This is a genomic window from Parageobacillus caldoxylosilyticus (assembly GCF_019272935.1).
Classification (GTDB): Bacteria; Bacillota; Bacilli; order Bacillales; family Anoxybacillaceae; genus Saccharococcus; species Saccharococcus caldoxylosilyticus.
On record NZ_CP040553.1, the window covers coordinates 3,291,442 to 3,311,367 of the forward strand.

Sequence of the window (19,926 nt, forward strand, 5' to 3'; positions counted from 1 at the left end):
ATGATGGCAGATTTTGATTTACTATCGGTTCAGGAAGCACGCAATCTTCTCCAAAGAGCTAGAGAAGCACAGAAAAAACTAGCAGAATTGTCGCAGGAACAGATTGATCGAATTGTGGAAAATATGGCTTTAGAGGCGGAAAAACATGCGAGCTTTTTAGCACGAATGGCTACAGAAGAAACTGGATTTGGTAATGAAACAGATAAAACGACAAAAAATCTTTTTGCAGCGAAAGAAGTATATGCGGCTATTAAAGATATGAAAACCGTTGGAATTATAGGTACTGATGAAAATAAACAAGTTTGGGAAATAGCGGAGCCAGTCGGTGTTATCGCTGGAGTCGTTCCTTCCACCAATCCGACGTCTACCATCATCTTTAAATCTCTTATTGCGGTAAAAGCACGAAATGCAATTGTTTTCAGTCCTCATCCTTCAGCGCTGAAGTGTTCATTAGAAGCTGCGAAGATCATGGCAAAAGCTGCACAAGATGCTGGAGCACCAAAAAATATTATTCAGTGTATGGAATATCCATCTTTGCCGGGAACGAGAGAACTAATGTCACATAAATTAACAGATGTAATTCTTGCAACTGGTGGGCCCGGAATGGTGAAGGCAGCTTATAGTTCTGGGAAGCCTGCCTACGGAGTGGGGCCAGGAAATGTTCCTGTGTATGTCCATACAAGCGCTGATTTAGACCAAGCGGCACGGCATATCATTGAAAGCAAAGCATTTGATTACGGTACCATTTGTGCTTCAGAACAGGCGGTTGTCGTAGAAAGAGAGATAAAACAAGCTTTTATGGATAAACTCAAAAAATACGGTGCGTATCTATTGTCGGAAACGGAAAAAGAGAGAGTAGAATCTATAATACTCACAGAAGGAAGTTTAAATCCAAAAATTGTTGGGAAATCACCTCAAGCAATCGGTAAGATGGCAGGTTTATCTATTCCTACAGAGGTAAAAGTTTTAGTTGGAGAAGAAAAAGAAATTGGAAAAAATATCCCTTTTGCAATTGAAAAACTATCCCCTATCTTAGCTTTGTATACAGTAGATGGCTGGGAGGAAGGATGCGATGTCTGTATTAGATTATTAGAGACAGGCGGATTGGGGCATACATTAGGGATTCATTGTCAAGATCATGCAGTAATCAAAGCATTTGCGTTAAAGCAACCGGCTTCAAGAATTGTGGTAAACTCTGGAACGACATTTGGCGGAATAGGAGCAACAACAGGAATTTTTCCATCTCTGACTCTTGGATGTGGCTCTTACGGAAACAATATTACGTCTGATAATATTGGACCGCAGCATTTGATGAATGTAAAACGAGTGGCATTTGGCATAAGGGAAATGAACAACACTACAAAGAGCGAAACTTTGCAGTCAGTAAAAATAACAGATGTTTCCGAAACGGGAAAGAACGTTTCTATAGATCAAGGTGGGAATTTAACAATCAGCAGGGAAGAGATTACGGAGATTGTTAAGAGAATCCTTGCAGAAATGAAATAAAATTGATAATCTTATAAAATTTTAAGGAGGTTATTTAACATGGCAAGAGAATATTCGGCACTTGGGATGATTGAAACAAAAGGGTTAGTTGGAGCAATTGAAGCGGCGGATGCAATGGTAAAAGCTGCAGACGTAAAGTTAATCGGAAAAGTGCAAGTGGGCGGCGGACTGGTAACAGTTTTAGTAAGAGGAGATGTTGGAGCAGTAAAGGCAGCAACGGACGCTGGTGCTGCAGCAGCTGAAAAGGTAGGGGAATTAATCTCTGTTCATGTAATCCCACGTCCTCACGCAGATATTGAACTTCTTCTTCCAAAAGCAGGGGAGTAGGTTAGAAGTAAATGACGGTGATTACGGAAACACATTTAAGAGCAGAAATGTTAAAAGGAACGTTATCAAATCCTTATTTCATTTCACATCAACATCGGTTGACGCCCGCTGCCCGAGACTTTTTGCGTGACCGTGGAATAAAAATTGAAGTGATGGGCAGTAACTCAATTCAAAATATCGTTCAAACAAAGGAATGGAGAATTCCGGTAGGGGTTTCTAATCGGCATGTTCATCTTTCGCCTCATGATGTGGAAGTTCTATTTGGAAAAGGATATGAATTAACACCGTACCGCCCACTCTCACAGCCTGGACAATTTGCCGCAGAGGAAACAGTGACACTTGTTGGTCCTAAAGGTATCCTGTCGAGAGTAAGGGTTTTAGGTCCTGCAAGAGAGTTAACCCAAGTAGAAATTTCGCGTACTGATGGGTTTACTCTTGGGATTCATCCACCTGTCCGGCTTTCCGGTTCCATTGAAGGGACACCTGGTATTACAATCGTTGGAAAAGTTGGCTCTATCACGATTTCACAAGGTGTTATTGTTGCAAAAAACCATGTTCATATGTCTCCAGATGATGCAAAGGAATTCAAAGTGAAAGACGGCGATCGACTTATGGTTCAAGCTATATCTGATCGGCCGGTTGTTTTTCCAGAAGTCGTTGTTCGAGTAAATGAGAGATTTACTCTTGATTTCCATATTGATACCGACGAGGCAAATGCCGCAAACTTAAGGACGGGTGATTTTGTCAAAGTAATCGGAAAAAACGGGGAACTTTTTAGCGCAAGGGCTTAGAGGTGATGAAATGGGTCACGACATGAATTTAGAGTTAAAGACATTAGTGGAGACGATTGTGCGCGACCTTTTAGAAAAAGCAAAAACCAGTAAAAAAGAACGTAAAAAGGTGTTGTTCGTTTTTTGTGATAGTTCCGCTCACGAACTATTTACAGATCAGTTTATACAACTAAATAATGAAGAAATTGACTATGATTTCTTATTCTTAGATGGAGAGACGTCTGCTTGGCTTGGTCTTCATCAAATTGAGTCGACAGGATCCACGAAGGTGATCGCAGCAGACGAATTTGCCCCTGCTCCTTTAGAACTTCCTAAAGAATATGATGCGGTAGTGATTCCGGAAATTGATTTAGATAATGCAGCAAGAATAGCTCTTGGACTAAAAGGCTCGGTTAAAGCGGAAATCGTGTTTTCCGCATTAACTTTAGGAAAGCCGGTTATCATCGGTGAAGATGTTCCAGGGATTAAGCGCTCCGATCGAAGAACATTAAAAAAATTATCACTGCCGCCCGCTTATCAAAAACTCTTCATTCAATATAAAGAAGATTTAAAGAACATGGGAATTATCCTTACAAAGCAAAGGGAAATATATAGGACAATTTTAGAAAAATTGAAAGGTTATGAAACAATTTCATCAGATGTGAACAAAGGAAAAAGCTTTCAAGGAAACGTAGTAACAGCAGACTGGGTAGAGTACCATTTGAAGGAAAATGATTCACTGATAGTCGATAAGAAGGTATTAATTACACCAAAAGCAAAAGACATATTAAATGAAAAGAAGATTGATGTCAAATTTGTGCAGGGGTGATCCTCTTGTTTCTTGGAAGGGTGGTCGGAAGTGTTTGGGCGACGCAAAAGGAGGCAGGAATGGACAATTTAAAACTTTTACTAGTTCAGCCCATTCATGCCGATGGAACAGATGTAGGCACACAAGTGATATGTGCGGACCGCATAGGGGCAGGGCATGGAGAAACAGTCATTGTTTCAAGAGGAAGCTCCGCTAGAATATTAATCAGTAAGGACTCTCCTGTTGATGCAGTTGTTGTAGGGATTGTAGATTCTTTTGAATACCGCAAATAATAAGGAGAGATGGCATGGAGAAAAAAGAGCGCGTTATTCAAGAATATGTACCCGGCAAGCAATTAAACTTAGCTCATATTATTGCTAATCCTGATGAATCATTATATACACGCCTTGGTATAAACGAAGCCGGAGCCATTGGAATTTTAACGGTTACTCCGACAGAGACTGCCATTATCGCTGCGGATATTGCTACAAAATCGGCAGATGTAGAGATTGGCTACTTAGACCGTTTTACAGGTTCTTTGGTGATTGTTGGAAGTGTTTCTAATGTAGAGACAGCAATACAAAATATAAATGAGTTTTTTGTTAAAACTTTAAAATTTTCAACTGCGGAGATCACAAGGTCATGAAAAGAGGAAAAGTGCTTATTATTGGACCGGTTGGTTCGGGAAAGTCTACATTGGCGAAAAGGTTACTTGGTGAGGAACATTCCTCTGCTAAAAAAACACAGTCTCTTGAATATGCAAATTGGATTATCGATTCCCCAGGGGAATACAGCCAGAATCCAATGTATTATCGAACATTAATGGCGACAGCCCTAGAGGCAAAAGTTTTATTAATTATTCAAGATGCTACACGAAAAGATTCTACTTTACCTCCGAATTTTGCATCTGGATTTCCTCTAACACCTATTGGAGTAATAACAAAAATCGATCATCCTAACGCAGATATCGAGACAGCAACCCGACTTTTAAGAACTGTATTACCTATAGGAGACATCTATTTTACTTCTTCTGTTACTCTCGCAGGAATAATGGAATTAAAAGAACGAATTTTATCGTATCTTTCGTAAATTCTGTTTAGAAAGCTTTCTTTACTGCTTGTTCAAAAAATGAAAGAATAAAAATACTAACTTAAAAGAAGGGGAGTTGTAGAAACTTGATGCTGGAGGTATCTGCGTTGGTCAAGTCCAAATTATTGTGTAAATTCCCCTTTGATAGACAACATGGACCTGATGACTTGACGTATAGTAGGTAAGTCCGGCAAGTCTCCCTGCCAGTCGCCTTCCGGACAAAACATCATGTTGTCAAGGAACAGGCGTGTCAAGGAGCTTTCGCGGCATATCCTCGCTTCGCTCCGGTATTCCACGTTCTCCTTGACACGGCGTAGAGGTTATCCCACTCTCTTGATCGCCGGAGCCTCCTGATTCACCGATCGAGCTTCTTGCTCTTTCGTTTTCCGCCACTGCCAATATTCGGACATATCTAAGTATTTACGTCCCGACATCCATTTTTCATCGATTTCGATCAACACGGCACCAACGAGGCGATACACCGATTCCCGGTTCGGAAAGATGCGGATGACCCGTTCTCTGCGGCGAATTTCTTCGTTCAGCCGTTCCACTCCGTTTGTCGTACGCAGACGCCGACGATAACGGTCCGGATAGTCCAATACGGCGGTGGCGTCTTCGAATCCCTCTTCGAGGATTTGCATGGCTTTTGGGGCTTTTTCTTCCCATTTGGCCAGCACTTGTTCCAATAACAGCCGGGCCGTTTGCTTATTTGGAGCATGAAGAATCCCACGAATCTCCTCGAGCAAGGCATCCTGCATATACTTTGGTGCGGCATCGAGGATATTGCGAATAAAATGTGTCTGGCATCGTTGCCATGTAGCGCCTTGGAAATGCTTTTCAATGGCTTGCACCAGCCCACCGTGCTGATCCGAGATGATCAAGTCCACTCCCCGGAGTCCTCGGTCTTTCAGCCATCCGAAGAACTCGCTCCAGCTGGACTCCGATTCACTGTTTCCGATTTGCAGGCCAAGAATTTCCCGATATCCTTCCTCATTCACTCCTGTAGCGATCAACACGGCTCTGGAGCGTACTCGTCCATCCTCCCGGACTTTCGTATAAATAGCATCTACTAGCACAAACGGATACACGTGTTCATGAAGGGAACGGTAATTCCAGTCTTGGACAATCGGATCCAGTCCCTTGCACAGCGAGGAGACCGTGGACTTGGAAAACGAAGTGCCGCATAATTCCTCCGTGATTTGAGTGATTTTTCGGGTAGACACCCCGTTTACCACCATTTCCATTAGTGCCAGTACCAGTGCTTGTTCGCTCCGTTGATACCGTTGGAACAGTTCCGTAGAGAACTCCCCATCTCTTGTCCGTGGAACGCGCAAGGTCAACCGTCCCACCCGGGTCGTCAGCTGGCGTGGATACGAACCGTTTCGATAGCCTTTTCGTTCTTCCGTTCGTTCATAACGGCGAGCTCCCAGCTGTTCTTCTACTTGTGCCTCGAGGATTTGATTGAGGACTTGTTCCAATAGCTTAGCTAATCCTTCATCTCTGGTGAATAACCCGTGCAAAAGTTCATCATTTAGGGTAATATGATATTGAGCCATGGTTGCATTCCCCCTTATGTTTGGTGTTTTTGGTCCACTGTTTATTCTACCAAAGGGGAAGCAACATGGCTCTTTTTCTATTTCCCTTTTTACACAATTATATGGACTTAACTAACAAACCCCCCTTGGCACCCAAGGGGGTTCAACTAACCAAAACTTTCTCCACATTCACCCTCCCTGAAAAGAAAGTCGCTCCATTGCCCATATCGGCAACTCGGTCGGGGGGTAAGTGAGTTTACCAGATGTTTCGTGCCCGGGGAATCGGCCCAGAGCCCTTGAGTGACAACGACGCCTGAAAGTACGTTTTCTCCAACAGAAACTTTCAATATACATTCTCCTCGATTGTTCCACACTCGGACTTGATCTCCATCCTTAATACCTTTCGATAAAGCATCTTTAATATTCATATGCAAACGTGGTTCCTTTCCAAAAGAAATGTGTTTTTCATTATTAGAAAAGGTTGTGTTTAAAAAATGATGGTTAGGACCAGGCACAAACAAAAACGGGAAGTCTCCATCGTTAACAAGTGGTGTATAGGTTGGCAAAGGAGGATAGCCATCTTGTTCCATCTTCTTTAGCTCCTGTACGTTTCATTGGATATTTCAAGCGCTTTGGATCGTAAATTCGTTCAATTATATTCCGTACACTTTATTGCATATATTTCCCTTTGTCACAGGATGATTAGGATCTCCCTGTATTTTTACAATTTTTCCATCTTGTTTATGCACCAGTAACTGATGTTAGTCTAAAAATTGGACACGGAGAACAGGGAGATTATAATAAACTTAATTACAATAGGTTCGAGGTGTCCGATCATGAAAAAGAGAACATTTGATAAGGAATACAAAATTCAGGCTGTTGAATGATGCTTGGAGGGGGACAAGTCCATCGCACAAGCGGCAAAAGAGTTAGGTTTGGCTTACAACACTCTTCACCGTTGGGTCAAAGAATACAAAGAAAGCAATGGAACGAGTTTTGTAGGTTCAGGCAACATCAAGCCACAAAATCAAGAAATCATCGAATTACGCCATTGCAATCAAGAGTGGGAGGAGGAATTAGCGATCCTAAAAAAGGCGTTAGGCATCTTCACCAGAAACCAGAAGTAATTTACGCCTTCATTTTTCAACATCGAAATGAATTTCGTGTGGTGAAAATGTGTCAAGTGCTCGATGTTTCCAAAAGTGGGTATTACGACTGGCTCAAGCGCGCGAAAAGTAAACAGAAAGAACGAAAAGAACAACTCACTCAACAGATTCGAAATGAGCATCTAAAGTCCCGTAAGATTTACGGAAGCCCAAAAATTACGCAAGAACTGCGCAAACAAGGGATTCGTGTGTCTTAAAAGACGGTCGCTCGCATCATGAGCAAAGAAGGCTTGAGATCCATTACCGTCCGTAAATTCAAAGCCACTACGAACAGTAACCATCCTTACAACGTATATGACAATCTATTGAAACAAAACTTCCAAGCAACGGCTCCGAATGAAGTATGGATGGCGGATATTACGTACATTCCTACTGATGAAGGCTGGTTGTATTTAGCGAGTATCATGGATTTATATACTCGTAAGATGGTAGGATGGTATATCGATACACGAATGACAAAAGAGTTAGTCATCAAAGCGTTACAACGGGCTCTAAACAGCGAAAAACCAACGGAACGAGTGATTCATCATTCGGATCGTGGAAGTCAATATGCTTCGAATGACTATCAGCAACTCTTACAGGAACATCATTTTCAAATGAGCATGTCGAGACGTGGAAACTGTTACGACAACGCTTGTATAGAGTCATTTCATAGCCTCATCAAGAAAGAGTGCATTTATCTGAATCGATTCCGCACGCGAAAAGAAGCGAAATAAGACATTTTTGAGTACATCGAATGCTTCTACAACCGCAAAAGAAGTCATTCCGCCCTTGGCTATGTATCGCCATGTGAATTTGAGGCTTCATACTACGCTCACCAGAGAAAAGTAGCTGCATAAATTCAGCTATTCTCTCTGTTTAACGTATCTGTTTTCTTGACATACCACCAGTTTTTATCCCAAAAAAACTATAATATTTCTATAACAAGAACAATGTAAGGAGGAACCACTATGCTCCGTGGACAAAAGGTGTTTTTCCATGCATCAAAAGCAGATCACAAGCGGCTGTACGCTTGCGACCGTGAGTCAGATCTTGTCTGGAAAGAGTACCTTTGATTAACGAAGGAACACTCCTTCTTCAGTACGGAAGGTGAATTTCGAAAAGCGCGCTACAAAAGCAAACGAAAGGAAAGTTCCATCTTCATAGTCATTCGATTCAAGCCATAAGTATATGTTCGTCAGATAATCCTCTCATCAAGACCTCTAAAAAGGACTTTCCACCGCTCATTATCCCGATAAGAAACTTGAAAAACTGATGTTGCTTACTATTCCGCCGAAAAGGCTTCCGATGGGTTCATCCGAGTAGGGGAAGGAGTCCTTCTTCTTCGTCGAAGCTTCTTTGATGAATTTAGTAAAAACTCCCACCTTCAAACGGAGTGTAGGTGGGAGAGGTTCATGAATAACCTTAAATCAGATAGGGTGTTCTCAAAATCAGGGGGTAATCCGGTAAAAGAGGGGCAGTTTCGCTAGGCATTACACGTTTAATAACAAAATTGGAAATCATGTTCACCGTTTGGAAGTGTGTTTTTTAGTCACTGCATATGGTTTCCAAGACGGGCGGATTTGTTGGCGTACATTTGCATTTTGGCGTACATTTGCGTTTATGAATGGATTATGCGTTTTGCAACATGTTCGGCGTACGGAGCATACTTTCAAGTTATCAATGCCCGTTTGGTTACTATTACCAGTTATTCTGATTCTTGTAATTCTATTGGAGCCCACGTTAACGCCTAAAGGGTCCCAATTATCAAAAAGAGGAGGAACAAAATTGGCTGGACCTACTACACTTGCAATCAAATTGTTATTTGCATCAAATGCTTCTAGAGTAACATTTACAGCGGAAGCATAAAAGAAGCTAACAGAAGCGACTGCGGGCTGAAACGTAATCTCACGAGTGGTACCACCTATCCAAAATGCTACTGTATCGGGAGAAGGCCAATTTCCAACATTCCCTCCCTCTAGAAAAAGCCAACCGGGAAACGATGCCAATGTTACACACAAAGGGATTGGGGGAATTGGAGTTGAACTTTCTCCACCTTCAAACGTAGTAAGACCACATCTATTGTTACAACTACACCCCCCATTGTCACAAATGACTTCTACAGGGGTGTTCGGAGGATTTTGCTTCACGGTGACTAGGGAAGAATCCCCTCCTGTAAGAGTAAATTCCATAAAATACCCTCCTTTTTGATGCTTTCCATTTAGCCAAGCTACTACATATTAAACGTTTTTTTACTGAAAGGTGCCTTTTTATCAATAATTAGGCTCGAAAACCTGGGGATGGACATGAGGTTCAATTTGAACAATGAATATGCATGGTCTCACGAAACAGAAGTCTTATTCCGATTTTTAGGTTATATTCTCGTTTTTTCTCGGCAAGTAATCTATGATGGTGGTCTACTGGCAGATACAGTAGACCATTTTTTATTTAGTTTTAAATAAGCGTACTTAGGTCCCAAAAATCGAATGTTCAGAACATTGTGGCAGACGTTGTGTTTCATTCATTTTCAGATGGGAAATGGCACAAACCTTTCTCATCTGATTGCCGTATCATATCTTAAAATTTGTTTAATGCCGGGTCGTATAAATAGGCTCCCGCCCAATATACAGTAACCACATCGCAATCACATGTATACAATATTACACACTGAGAAAATGAAGAAGAGAGGAAACATATATGAAATGGCTTTATCTAAACGAGCTTGTTCCTCATATTGGTGGATCATTGGTGCAAGGAGAGGGAAATCCACTTATTAAAAATGTAGTAACGAAACGTTACAAGGTAGATAATCATACACTGCTCATTGATTTATATACAAAAAGAAAAATAAATTCCAAACTGTTCAAAAAATTTAAGCCTATTGTCGTTGTAACGGAAAAACCACAAGACTTTAACCATCTTGGCGATGACGTGATTGTCATAAAAGTAGAAGATGTAGATGAGGCCTATTGGAAGTTTATTGATTATTACCGCAGTCTTTTTGATATCCCCATTATAGGGGTAACAGGAACCTGCGGTAAAACAACAACAAAAGAAATGATTAAACATATTCTTGAAAAACGTTATAAAGTCCAAGCTACTTATAAGAGTTTCAACGGCGGTCATCGAAATCATCGTTATCTTCTTGGAATTGACGAGACAACAGGAGCAGCCGTGATTGAAATGGGCGTAGACTCCCCAGGGGATATCACTTTTTATATAAAATATTTTCGTCCTCAGATAAGGGTTTTGTTAAACATTGACGTGTATCATCTGGTGGGATGCAAAACTCCGGAACGTTATCTGGAGGCAAAAGCGGAAATCCTGCATGATTTAGATCCGGTGAACGGAACTCTCATCTTAAATGCAGATGACGAGAACATTAAAAAAATTGATGTGAGTAAATTCCGCAACATCATTCTCTATTTCGGCTTCAGCGACGGATGCGACTTTCAAGCAACGGATGTCGCCTATGACCGAGGAGGTATGAGGTTTACGCTCCGTCATCAAAATCAAACCTATCCCGTCTTTGTGCCAGGGTATGGCAAACATAACGTGTATAATGCTCTTGCCGCTATCGCAGCGACGTGGAGTGCAGGGGTGGATATAAAGGAAGCATGCGAGCGATTGGCGTCGTTTAACCAAGTGATCGAACATTTGGAGTTCCATTCCGGGCTGGGTGGTTGCACCGTCATTGACGATACGTGGAATGTAACTCCTCTTTCGATGGCAAACGCTCTTCAAGTAATGAAAGAAGTTGCCGGTTCCAAAACCAAAATCGCTATTTTAGGATATATGCCCCAGTTAGGGGACGGAGAGTATGCACAGCAAGAGTATGCCAAGATGGGAGAGAAAGTAATCGAAACACAAGTGGATTTTCTCATTGTGGTGGGGGATGAAGCGAAGGAAATTGGAAGAAAAGCCCTGGAACTCGGAATGGATCCAAGTAAAGTTTATTTTTCCAACAGCGGAACGGAAATCTATGAGATCCTTCACCCTCTTTTAAACGAGGAAGCGATCGTGCTTTTCAAGATCCCTCACCGTGTCATGGTTCAGGACTCATTTAAAGAACTGAAGGCGAAAATTATCGTTTCGTGAATGGAGGACCCGCATGAAAAGTTTATATCTCCAAGATATTCTTGCAGCGATAGGTGGTACTGTCATACAGGGATCCGGCAATCCCTTGATACAAGATGTTACCTATCGACCCAAAAAAATTAAAGACCAAACGATGCTGTTTTACCGTTACAACGATATGAAAATTGACAGGAAATTATTTCGAAAGTACAAATCGGTCGTTGTTGTTACAGATAATCCTGATTATTTCCAAGATGTAGGCAAGGATGTCATTCTTATTAAAGTCCCAAATATAGAGGAGGCCTATTGGAAGTTTGTTAACTATTATCGTCACCTTTTTGACATCCCGATTATCGGCATCACTGGTACCTGTGGCAAGACAACAACCAAAGAAATGGTAAAACATATCTTAAGAAAATATTATAAAGTCCACTCCACCTTTCTCAGCAATAATCAACGGTCCCTTAATTTAAAGTATTTGCTCGGAATTGATGATGAGACACAAGCAGCTGTCTTTGAAATGCCTGTTGTTGCCCCAGGTTATCTGACCAATACTATCCAATATTTCCAACCCCAAATCAGAATCTTGCTAAATATTGATGTCTACCATTTAAAGGATTGCAAAACACCGGAAGCCTATATGAAGGCGAAAGCCGAAATCATAAACGGATTAGATCCGAAGACAGGGGTTCTCATCTTAAACGCTGATGACAGCAACATAAAAAAGGTTCTCGATGTAAGCGGATTTCAACGGGTCATCTATTTTGGCTTCAGTGACGGATGCCATTTTCAAGCGAAAAATGTCCGCTACGTGGATGGAGGAATGCAGTTTACTCTAAAGCATCAAGATCAAACTTACGAGGTTTTTGTGCCGGGTTACGGCAAGCCTAATGTATACAACGCCCTTGCCGCTATCGCAGCAGCATCCAGTGCGGGCATGAGTGTACAGGAATGTTGTGAACGATTAGCATCGTTTGCACAGATGGAAGAACATCTGCAATTCCGTCACGGAGCGGGCGGCTGCACCATCATTGACGATACATGGGATGCGGCTCCTCTTTCCATGGCATCCGCACTTGAAGTACTTCAAGAAACTTCCGGCTCGAAAACGAAGATCGCGATTTTGGGATATATGCCTCAGCTTGGGGAGAGCGAATTTGCAAGGCAACAATATGCGAGAATAGGAGAAAAAGTGGTGGGAACACAGGTTGACTACCTGTTTGTCGTAGGGGATGAAGCCCGGGAAATCGGAAGAAAGGCAATCGAGCTTGGAATGGATCCGAGCAACGTTCATTTTTGCAGCAGCGGAACGGAAATCTATGAGATTCTTCATCCCCTTTTAAACGAGGAAGCGATCGTGCTTCTCAAGATCCCTCACCGTGTTATGGTTCAGGACTCATTTAAAGAACTGAAGGCGAAAATTATCGTTTCGTGAATGGAGGACCCGCATGAAAAGTTTATATCTACAAGATATTCTTGCAGCGATAGGTGGTACTGTCATACAGGGATCCGGCAATCCCTTGATACAAGATGTTACCTATCGACCCAAAAAAATTAAAGACCAAACGATGCTGTTTTACCGCTACAACGATATGAAAATTGACAAAAAACTGTTTCAAAAGTACAAATCGGTCGTTGTTGTTACAGATAATCCTGATTATTTCCAAGATATAGGCAAGGATGTCATTCTTATTAAAGTCCCAAATATAGAGGAAGCCTATTGGAAGTTTGTTAACTATTATCGCCATCTTTTTCAGATCCCGATTATCGGCATCACTGGTACCTGTGGCAAGACAACGACCAAAGAAATGGTAAAACATATCTTAAGAAAATATTATAAAGTCCACTCCACCTTTCTCAGCAATAATCAACGGTCCCTTAATTTAAAGTATTTGCTCGGAATTGATGATGAGACACAAGCAGCTGTCTTTGAAATGCCTGTTGCTTCCCCAGGTTATCTAGCTAATACCATTCAATATTTCCAACCCCAAATCAGAATCTTGCTAAATATTGATGTCTACCATTTAAAGGATTGCAAAACACCGGAAGCCTATATGAAGGCGAAAGCCGAAATCATAAACGGATTAGATCCGAAGACAGGGGTTCTCATCTTAAACGCTGATGACAGCAACATAAAAAAGGTTCTCGATGTAAGCGGGTTTCAACAGGTCATCTATTTTGGCTTCAGTGACGGATGCCATTTTCAAGCGAAAAATGTCCGCTACGTGGATGGAGGAATGCAGTTTACTCTAAAGCATCAAGATCAAACTTACGAGGTTTTTGTGCCGGGTTACGGCAAGCCTAATGTATACAACGCCCTTGCCGCTATCGCAGCCGCATCCAGTGCGGGCATGAGTGTACAGGAATGTTGTGAACGATTAGCATCGTTTGCACAGATGAAAGAACATCTGCAATTCCGTCACGGAGCGGGCGGCTGCACCATCATTGACGATACATGGAATGCGGCTCCTCTTTCCATGGCGTCCGCACTTGAAGTGCTTCAAGAAACCTCCGGATCGAAAACGAAGATCGCGATTTTGGGATATATGCCTCAGCTTGGGGAGAGCGAATTTGCAAGGCAACAATACGCGAGAATAGGCGAAAAAGTGGTGGAAACACAGGTTGACTACCTGTTTGTCGTAGGGGATGAAGCCCGGGAAATCGGAAGAAAAGCCCTAGAACTCGGAATGGATCCAAGTAAAGTTTATTTTTCCAACAGCGGAACGGAAATCTATCAAATCCTTAAGCCTTTTTTAAACCAGGACTCTGTCGTGCTTCTTAAAATCCCTCATCGCGTCATGGTTCAGGACTCCTTCCAAAAGTTAAAACGGGCAATAATGCCTTAACTCAAATTTCATGCGATATCAAAAAATGAAATTTTATAAATGAAAGGGATCGGCGATGAAAAAGACAACTCAGTTAAGAAATCTAATCAATTCTAATTCATTGGAATTTATCATGGAGGCTCACAATGGATTGTCGGCGAAAATTGTGGAAGAGGCCGGATTTAAAGGAATTTGGGCGAGTGGACTATCTATTTCCGCTTCCATGGGAGTAAGAGACAACAACGAAGCTTCATGGACACAGGTGCTGGAAGTTTTGGAGTTTATGAGCGATGCTACGTCCATACCGATTTTGCTGGACGGGGATACCGGCTACGGAAACTTCAATAATGCCCGACGTCTTGTAAAAAAATTAGAATCAAGGCAAATTGCCGGTGTTTGTATAGAAGACAAATTATTTCCGAAAACCAATTCTTTTATCAGCGGAGAAGCACAACCGCTTGCGGATATCGAAGAGTTTTGCGGTAAAATCAAAGCGATGAAGGATAGCCAGGCTGACGATGACTTTGTTGTCGTTGCGAGAGTGGAAGCTTTTATCGCAGGCTGGGGGCTCAGAGAGGCGCTTCGCCGCGCCGAGGCTTATCGTCAGGCGGGGGCCGACGCGATTTTGATACACAGCAAGAGAAACGATGCTGCTGAGATCGAAGCATTTATGAAAGAATGGGGCAACAGACTTCCAGTCGTGATTGTACCGACAAAGTATTATTCCGTTCCAACGCAGAAGTTTAGAGAATTGGGTGTTAGCCTCGTGATTTGGGCCAATCATAATCTAAGGGCAGCGATCAAGGCGATGCAGGAAACGAGCCGGCAAATTTGTCAAGAACAAAGCCTTGTGAATATAGAGCCTAACGTTGTTTCTGTAGACGAAGTGTTCAGGCTTCAGGGAGTAGATGAATTGAAACAAGCTGAAAAAATATATCTTCCGGCTTCTGGAAAGAACGTGAATGCCATTATATTGGCGGCGAGCAGAGGCGATATGGATGAGCTTACTGCAGAGATTCCAAAGACTCTGCTTGAGGTTGGAGGAAAATCCCTACTAGCGACGCAAATTGATGAATTTAATAAGGTTGGCATCAAAGATATTTGCGTGGTTAGAGGCTTTGCCAAAGATAAGGTTGCCGCAGCGAATTTTTCGGTTATTGACAATGACTTGTTTGCAGAAACGAAAGAACTTTACTCCTTATATCTGGCTAAGGACAAAATTAAAGAGAATACTGTGATCAGCTATGGAGATATTATTTTCAAAAACTATATCCTCAACGATCTTCTGAACGATATGAACGACATTACCCTCATTGTTGACGCTGATGTAGAAACCATCAGTCATGATAAAGACTTCGTATCCACCGACACACCTTATTCTAAGAAACTTTACTCCAGCACTGTCCGGTTTATCAAAATGTCAGGGGACTTGAAAGAAGAAGAAATCCATGGTGAATTTATCGGTCTCTGGAAGGTGACAAAAAACGGTTCTAAAATTGTAAAAAAAGCTTTAGAAGAACTATCAAAAAGAGAAGACTTCAAACAGCTGACAATGGCAGACCTTTTTAATTACATTAGTTCGTTCCACCCTATTGCGGTGAAATATATCAAAGGTTCATGGCTTGATATCGATACCATCCGTGACCTCCAAAAGGCAGGTGATTTATTTGATAAACACTAAAATGTTCGGCGAAGAATTAAAAAAGATGGGCTTTCGTTTCTTCAGTGGAGTACCGTGCTCTTTTCTAAAGAACTTAATCAATTATGCGATTAATGATTGTGACTACGTTGCGGCAACAAATGAGGGTGAAGCGGTAGCGATTGCCGCTGGGGCTTATCTGGCAGGCGAGAAGCCGGTTGTTCTCATGCAAAATTCAGGGTTAACCAATGCCGTATCGCCATTGGTTTCCCTGAATTATCCTTTCCACATTCCTGTGCTCGGATTTGTAAGCTTGAGAGGCGAACCAGGTATTCCCGATGAACCGCAGCATGAATTGATGGGACGTATCACAACGCAAATGCTCGATCTTATGGAAATTAAATGGGGATATTTATCGACTGACTTCGAGCAGGCAAAAAATCAACTCGTGCGAGCTCATTCATATATCGAAAGGGACCAAACCTTCTTTTTTGTCGTGAAAAAAAACACGTTTGAGAAAGAGCCGTTAAAGGATCAAAAACAACGATCCAACTTAAACGTGTTAAAGGTCGGGAAAACGAAAGATGATCAACTTCCAACCCGAATCGAAGCATTAAAACTGATCAACTCATTAAAGGATGACAAAACCGTTCAGTTGGCTACAACCGGAAAAACAGGACGGGAGCTCTACGAGATTGAAGATGCTCCGAATAATCTATACATGGTGGGGTCCATGGGCTGTGTCAGTTCTCTGGGGCTTGGGCTTGCACTGGCCAAAAAAGATAAAGATATCGTCGTTATTGAAGGAGACGGGGCCTTGCTGATGCGCATGGGAAGCCTGGCTACAAATGGATGCTACGCTCCAAAAAATATGCTGCATATTCTGTTGGATAATAACACCCATGATTCGACAGGCGGCCAGAGCACGGTATCGCACAACGTAAATTTCGTGGATATTGCGGCAGCTTGCGGCTACTCGAAATCGATTTACGTTCATAACCTTGAGGAATTGGAATCTTGTATCAAAGATTGGAAGAGAGAGAAAAATCTTACGTTTCTATATATGAAAATAGCCAAAGGATCGATAGAAGGCCTTGGACGGCCGAAAATGAAGCCATATGAAGTGAAAGAGAGATTGAAGGTGTTTCTTCATGATTAAAACCGCAGTCATTTTAGCGGCAGGAATGGGCACTAGACTGGGAGAAAGAACGAAAAGTCATCCTAAAGGCTTCTTAATGCTTAATGAAAAGCCGATTGTAGAACAGTCTATTTGCAAATTGCTTGAGATGGGAATCGAAAAGATCGTGATTGGAACAGGCTATTTGGCGGAAGCTTACGAGTGTCTGGCTACGCGATACCCGCAAATTACATGCGTACGTAATGACGAATATGAAAAAACAGGCAGTATGTATACCCTTTACAATTTAAAGGATCATATTTCGGATGACTTTCTTCTTCTTGAGAGTGACTTAATTTATGAAAAAAAAGCGTTAGATATATTAATCAACAATAAAAGGCCGGATGTTATTTTGGCGAGTGAGTTGACAGGTTCGGATGATGCAGTATTTATCGAGACCGATGAATATCGTTTTTTGCGAAATATGGCAAAAAAAGAAAATGAACTCAACCATATCTATGCGGAGTTAGTAGGCATTACGAAAATCTCCTATCCTACCTTTCAAGCCATGTGCAACTTTGCGGAAGCGAGCTTTGATGATGACCTTAAACTCGATTATGAATACGCTCTTGTCGGCATTTCCAATCAAGTGAATCTATACGTTCACAAGTTGAATAATCTTGCCTGGTGCGAAATTGACAACGAACACCATTTGCTTCGCGCGGAACGTTATATCTATCCCATGATTAAAGCGAAAGAAAAGAATGTTCCGCCGGTAAAAAGAAACATCTTGCTCAATCCGGGGCCTGCGACAACGACGGATACCGTTAAATACGCGCAAGTAGTCCCTGACATCTGTCCGAGAGAAGAAGAATTCGGCAATGTCATGCAATTTATTTCCGATGAACTTACAAAATTTGTTGCAGACCCCGAGCATTACACCACTGTTTTGTTCGGGGGGTCGGGCACCGCAGCCGTTGAAGCAATATTGAGCTCGGTAATTGGTGAGGAGGCTGTGTTTATTGTCAATAATGGCGCGTATGGCAAGAGGATGTGCCAGATTGCGGAGGCATATGGATTGAATTATATCGAATATCGAAGCAGACCAGACGAACCTTTGGACCTTGCTGCGATAGAAGCGATGATTCAAAACTCTGCACGTAAAATTTCCCATCTGGCCGTCGTCCATAATGAAACAACGACAGGCCTCCTGAATGATATTGAATCCATTGGACGTCTATGCAAAAAATATCAAATCCAAATGATTGTCGATGCCATGAGTTCCTTCGGGGCGATCCCGATCGATATGGAAGCCATGAATATTAGTTATCTTGCCGCGTCCTCCAATAAAAATCTTCAAGGAATGGCCGGTGTCGCATTTGTAGTTGCTAAAAAGGATCATTTAGAAATGACGAAACACCTTCGCCCGCGAAATTTTTATCTTCATCTTTATTCACAGTACAAATATTTTTTAGAAACGAAGCAGATGCGATTCACCCCTCCGGTGCAGGCACTTTATGCACTAAAGCAGGCTATCATTGAGACACGTCTGGAAGGGATTGAGAAGAGGTATGAGAGATATACCAAATCATGGGAAGTTCTGATCAATGGCATTACCCGCTTGGGTTTAACCCATCTGGTCAAGAAAGAACATCATTCCCGGATCATAACCGCCATTATGGAACCGAATATCCCTGGCTACGATTTTCAGGAGATGCATGATTATTTTTATCGCCACGGATATACCATTTACCCCGGCAAGCTTGACGGACAGAATACTTTCAGGGTAGCAAATATCGGGGATATTACCTATAAGGACATGGAATTATTTGTAAGTCTGCTTGAACAATATCTAATAAGCATAGGTTACTGCACGGAAAGGAAGGAGATTCATGGCGATTCCAAAACATAGATTAGCGGCTTCCGTAGCTGTTGTAAATAGTGAGAACAAAATCCTTTTGGTTAAGAACTGGAAAAGGGGGTGGGAATTCCCTGGCGGTTATGTAGAAAACGGCGAATCCATCAAGGCGGCGGCCATCAGGGAAGTCAGGGAAGAGGCAGGCATTGAAGTCCGATTGACCAAATTTTGCGGAATCATTCAAGACATCGAAAACAGCAGATGTACGGTACTTTTTCTTGGGACGCCGGTAAGCGGTGAATTAGCGGGAGGGGACGATGCTTTAGATGCTGGGTATTTTACCATCGATGAGGCCTTGCAGAAGGTGAAGTGGAAAACTTATAAAGAAAGAATTTTGAAATGTTTGAATGAAGAAGAACATCCTTTTTTCATCGAATCCTAATTTAAAGGAGATGAATGTTTTCATGGAATCCTAATTTAAGGGAGGATGAATGAATGTCTGCTTCCTATATATCATTGACAACAGAAGAAGCGATCGCTAAATACAAAAAGAACTATGATGAGTATGTCAAAAAGGAATTAGTGAGAGTGGCTCAGTATAGAGAAGCATATAAACATATCAAGGGAAGCCTGGCCGATCAAATCGTAGAACGCGCGATATGGTATATGGAGCATGGCTATACCGTATATGGCCATGGCTTCAACTCATACCATTCCGACGGAGTTGTCGATTGTTCGGGGTTTACGAAATTAGTCTATGGCGATTTTGGTTTTGAATTAACTGGCGTCGCTAAAAAATATGACAATATCGGTACAAGAGTGGAAGGTGTATATAAGAAAATAGTTGATGGGTATTGGAGCCTCGAAGGGTTAGAAAACCTTCGTCCCGGAGATATACTCACTTGGTGGAAACAGCGGCCCGACGGTACTTTTTACATCGGCCATGTTGGGATTTACATGGGGCAACTCGACGGAAACCCAGCGGTAATCTGCACAGCAAGTGGAGCTCCTACAGCCATTGGGATTATCACCGGCTTTAAACGCTGGTATGGACTGCATTTCTATAATGCTCAACGAATTCTGCCGGAAGGCTCATGGACACCGGGAAAAGTGATTCCCGGCCATGAAGACAGAGGACCGGTTATTCCAGAGCGGTATGTACTCCCGCCGCAAAAGCCTATTGTTATGCCTAAGACCCAGAATTTCCAGGATTAATGGCGACAAGCCTTT

At 42.2% G+C, this 19,926-nt stretch carries 18 protein-coding genes and 2 pseudogenes; 16 read left to right on the forward strand and 4 right to left on the reverse strand.

The genetic code is table 11. The annotated features are described in order from the left end of the window. Genes BV455_RS16955 through BV455_RS16985 form a run of 7 tightly spaced genes read left to right on the forward strand, consistent with a single transcriptional unit; the run spans position 1 to position 4,500 of the window. The gene (locus BV455_RS16955) at positions 1-1,506 is read left to right on the forward strand and encodes an acetaldehyde dehydrogenase (acetylating) (protein ID WP_218687440.1); all 1,506 of its coding nucleotides are present in this window, start codon (positions 1-3) and stop codon (positions 1,504-1,506) included. A 39-nt stretch (positions 1,507-1,545) separates the two neighbouring features. Next, entirely contained in the window at positions 1,546-1,833 is a 288-nt protein-coding gene (locus tag BV455_RS16960) for a BMC domain-containing protein (RefSeq protein WP_017435945.1), read from the forward strand. Positions 1,834-1,844: 11 nt separating this feature from the next. Then, positions 1,845-2,624: a phosphate propanoyltransferase gene (gene pduL / locus BV455_RS16965; protein ID WP_061579888.1), complete on the forward strand. Its 780-nt coding sequence runs from the start codon at positions 1,845-1,847 to the stop codon at positions 2,622-2,624. A 10-nt stretch (positions 2,625-2,634) separates the two neighbouring features. Further along, on the forward strand, positions 2,635-3,432 hold the full coding sequence (locus BV455_RS16970) for a hypothetical protein (protein WP_061579889.1): 798 nt from the start codon (positions 2,635-2,637) through the stop codon (positions 3,430-3,432). Positions 3,433-3,437: 5 nt separating this feature from the next. Then, a complete protein-coding gene (locus BV455_RS16975) occupies positions 3,438-3,704 on the forward strand; it encodes a EutN/CcmL family microcompartment protein (protein ID WP_042411174.1) in 267 nt (88 codons plus the stop codon). A 14-nt stretch (positions 3,705-3,718) separates the two neighbouring features. Beyond that, positions 3,719-4,057 (forward strand): ethanolamine utilization microcompartment protein EutS, encoded by a 339-nt coding sequence (eutS, locus tag BV455_RS16980; protein ID WP_017435941.1) that lies wholly within the window; start codon positions 3,719-3,721, stop codon positions 4,055-4,057. Then, positions 4,054-4,500 (forward strand): EutP/PduV family microcompartment system protein, encoded by a 447-nt coding sequence (locus tag BV455_RS16985; protein WP_042411171.1) that lies wholly within the window; start codon positions 4,054-4,056, stop codon positions 4,498-4,500. The genes eutS and BV455_RS16985 overlap by 4 nt, the downstream gene beginning before the upstream one ends. A gap of 320 nt (positions 4,501-4,820) precedes the next feature. Here BV455_RS16985 and BV455_RS16990 read toward each other — a convergent pair whose 3' ends face one another. From BV455_RS16990 to BV455_RS21000, 3 genes and pseudogenes are all read right to left on the reverse strand, one after another. Then, positions 4,821-6,056, reverse strand: coding sequence for an IS256 family transposase (locus BV455_RS16990; RefSeq protein ID WP_218687240.1), 1,236 nt, complete (start codon positions 6,054-6,056; stop codon positions 4,821-4,823). Between the two features lie 142 nt (positions 6,057-6,198). Next, a pseudogene (locus tag BV455_RS16995) lies at positions 6,199-6,631 on the reverse strand (molybdopterin dinucleotide binding domain-containing protein); the annotation flags it as partial. A gap of 57 nt (positions 6,632-6,688) precedes the next feature. After that, on the reverse strand, positions 6,689-6,784 hold the full coding sequence (locus BV455_RS21000) for a hypothetical protein (RefSeq protein ID WP_161939246.1): 96 nt from the start codon (positions 6,782-6,784) through the stop codon (positions 6,689-6,691). Between the two features lie 141 nt (positions 6,785-6,925). Between BV455_RS21000 and BV455_RS17005 the strand changes: the two are divergent. After that, positions 6,926-8,040, forward strand: a pseudogene (locus BV455_RS17005) (IS3 family transposase). A gap of 666 nt (positions 8,041-8,706) precedes the next feature. On the opposite strand, the gene BV455_RS17010 reads toward BV455_RS17005, so the two are convergent. Next, a complete protein-coding gene (locus BV455_RS17010) occupies positions 8,707-9,372 on the reverse strand; it encodes a hypothetical protein (protein ID WP_061579743.1) in 666 nt (221 codons plus the stop codon). Positions 9,373-9,877: 505 nt separating this feature from the next. On the opposite strand from BV455_RS17010, the gene BV455_RS17015 reads away from it, so the two are divergent. Genes BV455_RS17015 through BV455_RS17050 form a run of 8 tightly spaced genes read left to right on the forward strand, consistent with a single transcriptional unit; the run spans position 9,878 to position 19,911 of the window. Next, on the forward strand, positions 9,878-11,278 hold the full coding sequence (locus tag BV455_RS17015) for a UDP-N-acetylmuramoyl-tripeptide--D-alanyl-D-alanine ligase (RefSeq protein ID WP_061579744.1): 1,401 nt from the start codon (positions 9,878-9,880) through the stop codon (positions 11,276-11,278). 13 nt (positions 11,279-11,291) lie between these two features. Continuing rightward, positions 11,292-12,692, forward strand: a complete 1,401-nt coding sequence (locus BV455_RS17020; RefSeq protein ID WP_218687441.1) for a Mur ligase family protein — start codon at positions 11,292-11,294, stop codon at positions 12,690-12,692. Between the two features lie 13 nt (positions 12,693-12,705). Further along, positions 12,706-14,103 (forward strand): Mur ligase family protein, encoded by a 1,398-nt coding sequence (locus tag BV455_RS17025; protein ID WP_081161748.1) that lies wholly within the window; start codon positions 12,706-12,708, stop codon positions 14,101-14,103. 55 nt (positions 14,104-14,158) lie between these two features. Continuing rightward, positions 14,159-15,763: a phosphoenolpyruvate mutase gene (gene aepX / locus BV455_RS17030; protein ID WP_081161752.1), complete on the forward strand. Its 1,605-nt coding sequence runs from the start codon at positions 14,159-14,161 to the stop codon at positions 15,761-15,763. Next, on the forward strand, positions 15,753-16,880 hold the full coding sequence (aepY, locus tag BV455_RS17035) for a phosphonopyruvate decarboxylase (protein ID WP_218688066.1): 1,128 nt from the start codon (positions 15,753-15,755) through the stop codon (positions 16,878-16,880). The genes aepX and aepY overlap by 11 nt, the downstream gene beginning before the upstream one ends. After that, positions 16,873-18,750: a 2-aminoethylphosphonate aminotransferase gene (locus BV455_RS17040; RefSeq protein ID WP_218687442.1), complete on the forward strand. Its 1,878-nt coding sequence runs from the start codon at positions 16,873-16,875 to the stop codon at positions 18,748-18,750. Before aepY ends, BV455_RS17040 begins: the two co-directional genes overlap by 8 nt. Then, a complete protein-coding gene (locus tag BV455_RS17045) occupies positions 18,731-19,138 on the forward strand; it encodes an NUDIX hydrolase (RefSeq protein ID WP_017437750.1) in 408 nt (135 codons plus the stop codon). Before BV455_RS17040 ends, BV455_RS17045 begins: the two co-directional genes overlap by 20 nt. Before the next feature lie 53 nt (positions 19,139-19,191). Beyond that, entirely contained in the window at positions 19,192-19,911 is a 720-nt protein-coding gene (locus tag BV455_RS17050; protein ID WP_218687443.1) for an NlpC/P60 family protein, read from the forward strand. The last annotated feature ends 15 nt before the right edge of the window (positions 19,912-19,926 follow it).

Excerpts from the sequence above, each read along its gene's own strand:
- BV455_RS16990 (WP_218687240.1), bottom strand. The coding sequence starts at position 6,056 with ATGGCTCAATATCATATTACCCTAAATGATGAACTTTTGCACGGGTTA.
- BV455_RS16985 (WP_042411171.1), top strand. The coding sequence starts at position 4,054 with ATGAAAAGAGGAAAAGTGCTTATTATTGGACCGGTTGGTTCGGGAAAG.
- BV455_RS16970 (WP_061579889.1), top strand. The coding sequence starts at position 2,635 with ATGGGTCACGACATGAATTTAGAGTTAAAGACATTAGTGGAGACGATT.
- BV455_RS17045 (WP_017437750.1), top strand. The coding sequence starts at position 18,731 with ATGGCGATTCCAAAACATAGATTAGCGGCTTCCGTAGCTGTTGTAAAT.
- BV455_RS16955 (WP_218687440.1), top strand. The coding sequence starts at position 1 with ATGATGGCAGATTTTGATTTACTATCGGTTCAGGAAGCACGCAATCTT.
- BV455_RS16960 (WP_017435945.1), top strand. The coding sequence starts at position 1,546 with ATGGCAAGAGAATATTCGGCACTTGGGATGATTGAAACAAAAGGGTTA.
- BV455_RS17050 (WP_218687443.1), top strand. The coding sequence starts at position 19,192 with ATGTCTGCTTCCTATATATCATTGACAACAGAAGAAGCGATCGCTAAA.
- BV455_RS17020 (WP_218687441.1), top strand. The coding sequence starts at position 11,292 with ATGAAAAGTTTATATCTCCAAGATATTCTTGCAGCGATAGGTGGTACT.
- BV455_RS17025 (WP_081161748.1), top strand. The coding sequence starts at position 12,706 with ATGAAAAGTTTATATCTACAAGATATTCTTGCAGCGATAGGTGGTACT.
- BV455_RS17010 (WP_061579743.1), bottom strand. The coding sequence starts at position 9,372 with ATGGAATTTACTCTTACAGGAGGGGATTCTTCCCTAGTCACCGTGAAG.
- eutS (WP_017435941.1), top strand. The coding sequence starts at position 3,719 with ATGGAGAAAAAAGAGCGCGTTATTCAAGAATATGTACCCGGCAAGCAA.
- BV455_RS17015 (WP_061579744.1), top strand. The coding sequence starts at position 9,878 with ATGAAATGGCTTTATCTAAACGAGCTTGTTCCTCATATTGGTGGATCA.
- pduL (WP_061579888.1), top strand. The coding sequence starts at position 1,845 with ATGACGGTGATTACGGAAACACATTTAAGAGCAGAAATGTTAAAAGGA.
- BV455_RS17040 (WP_218687442.1), top strand. The coding sequence starts at position 16,873 with ATGATTAAAACCGCAGTCATTTTAGCGGCAGGAATGGGCACTAGACTG.
- aepX (WP_081161752.1), top strand. The coding sequence starts at position 14,159 with ATGAAAAAGACAACTCAGTTAAGAAATCTAATCAATTCTAATTCATTG.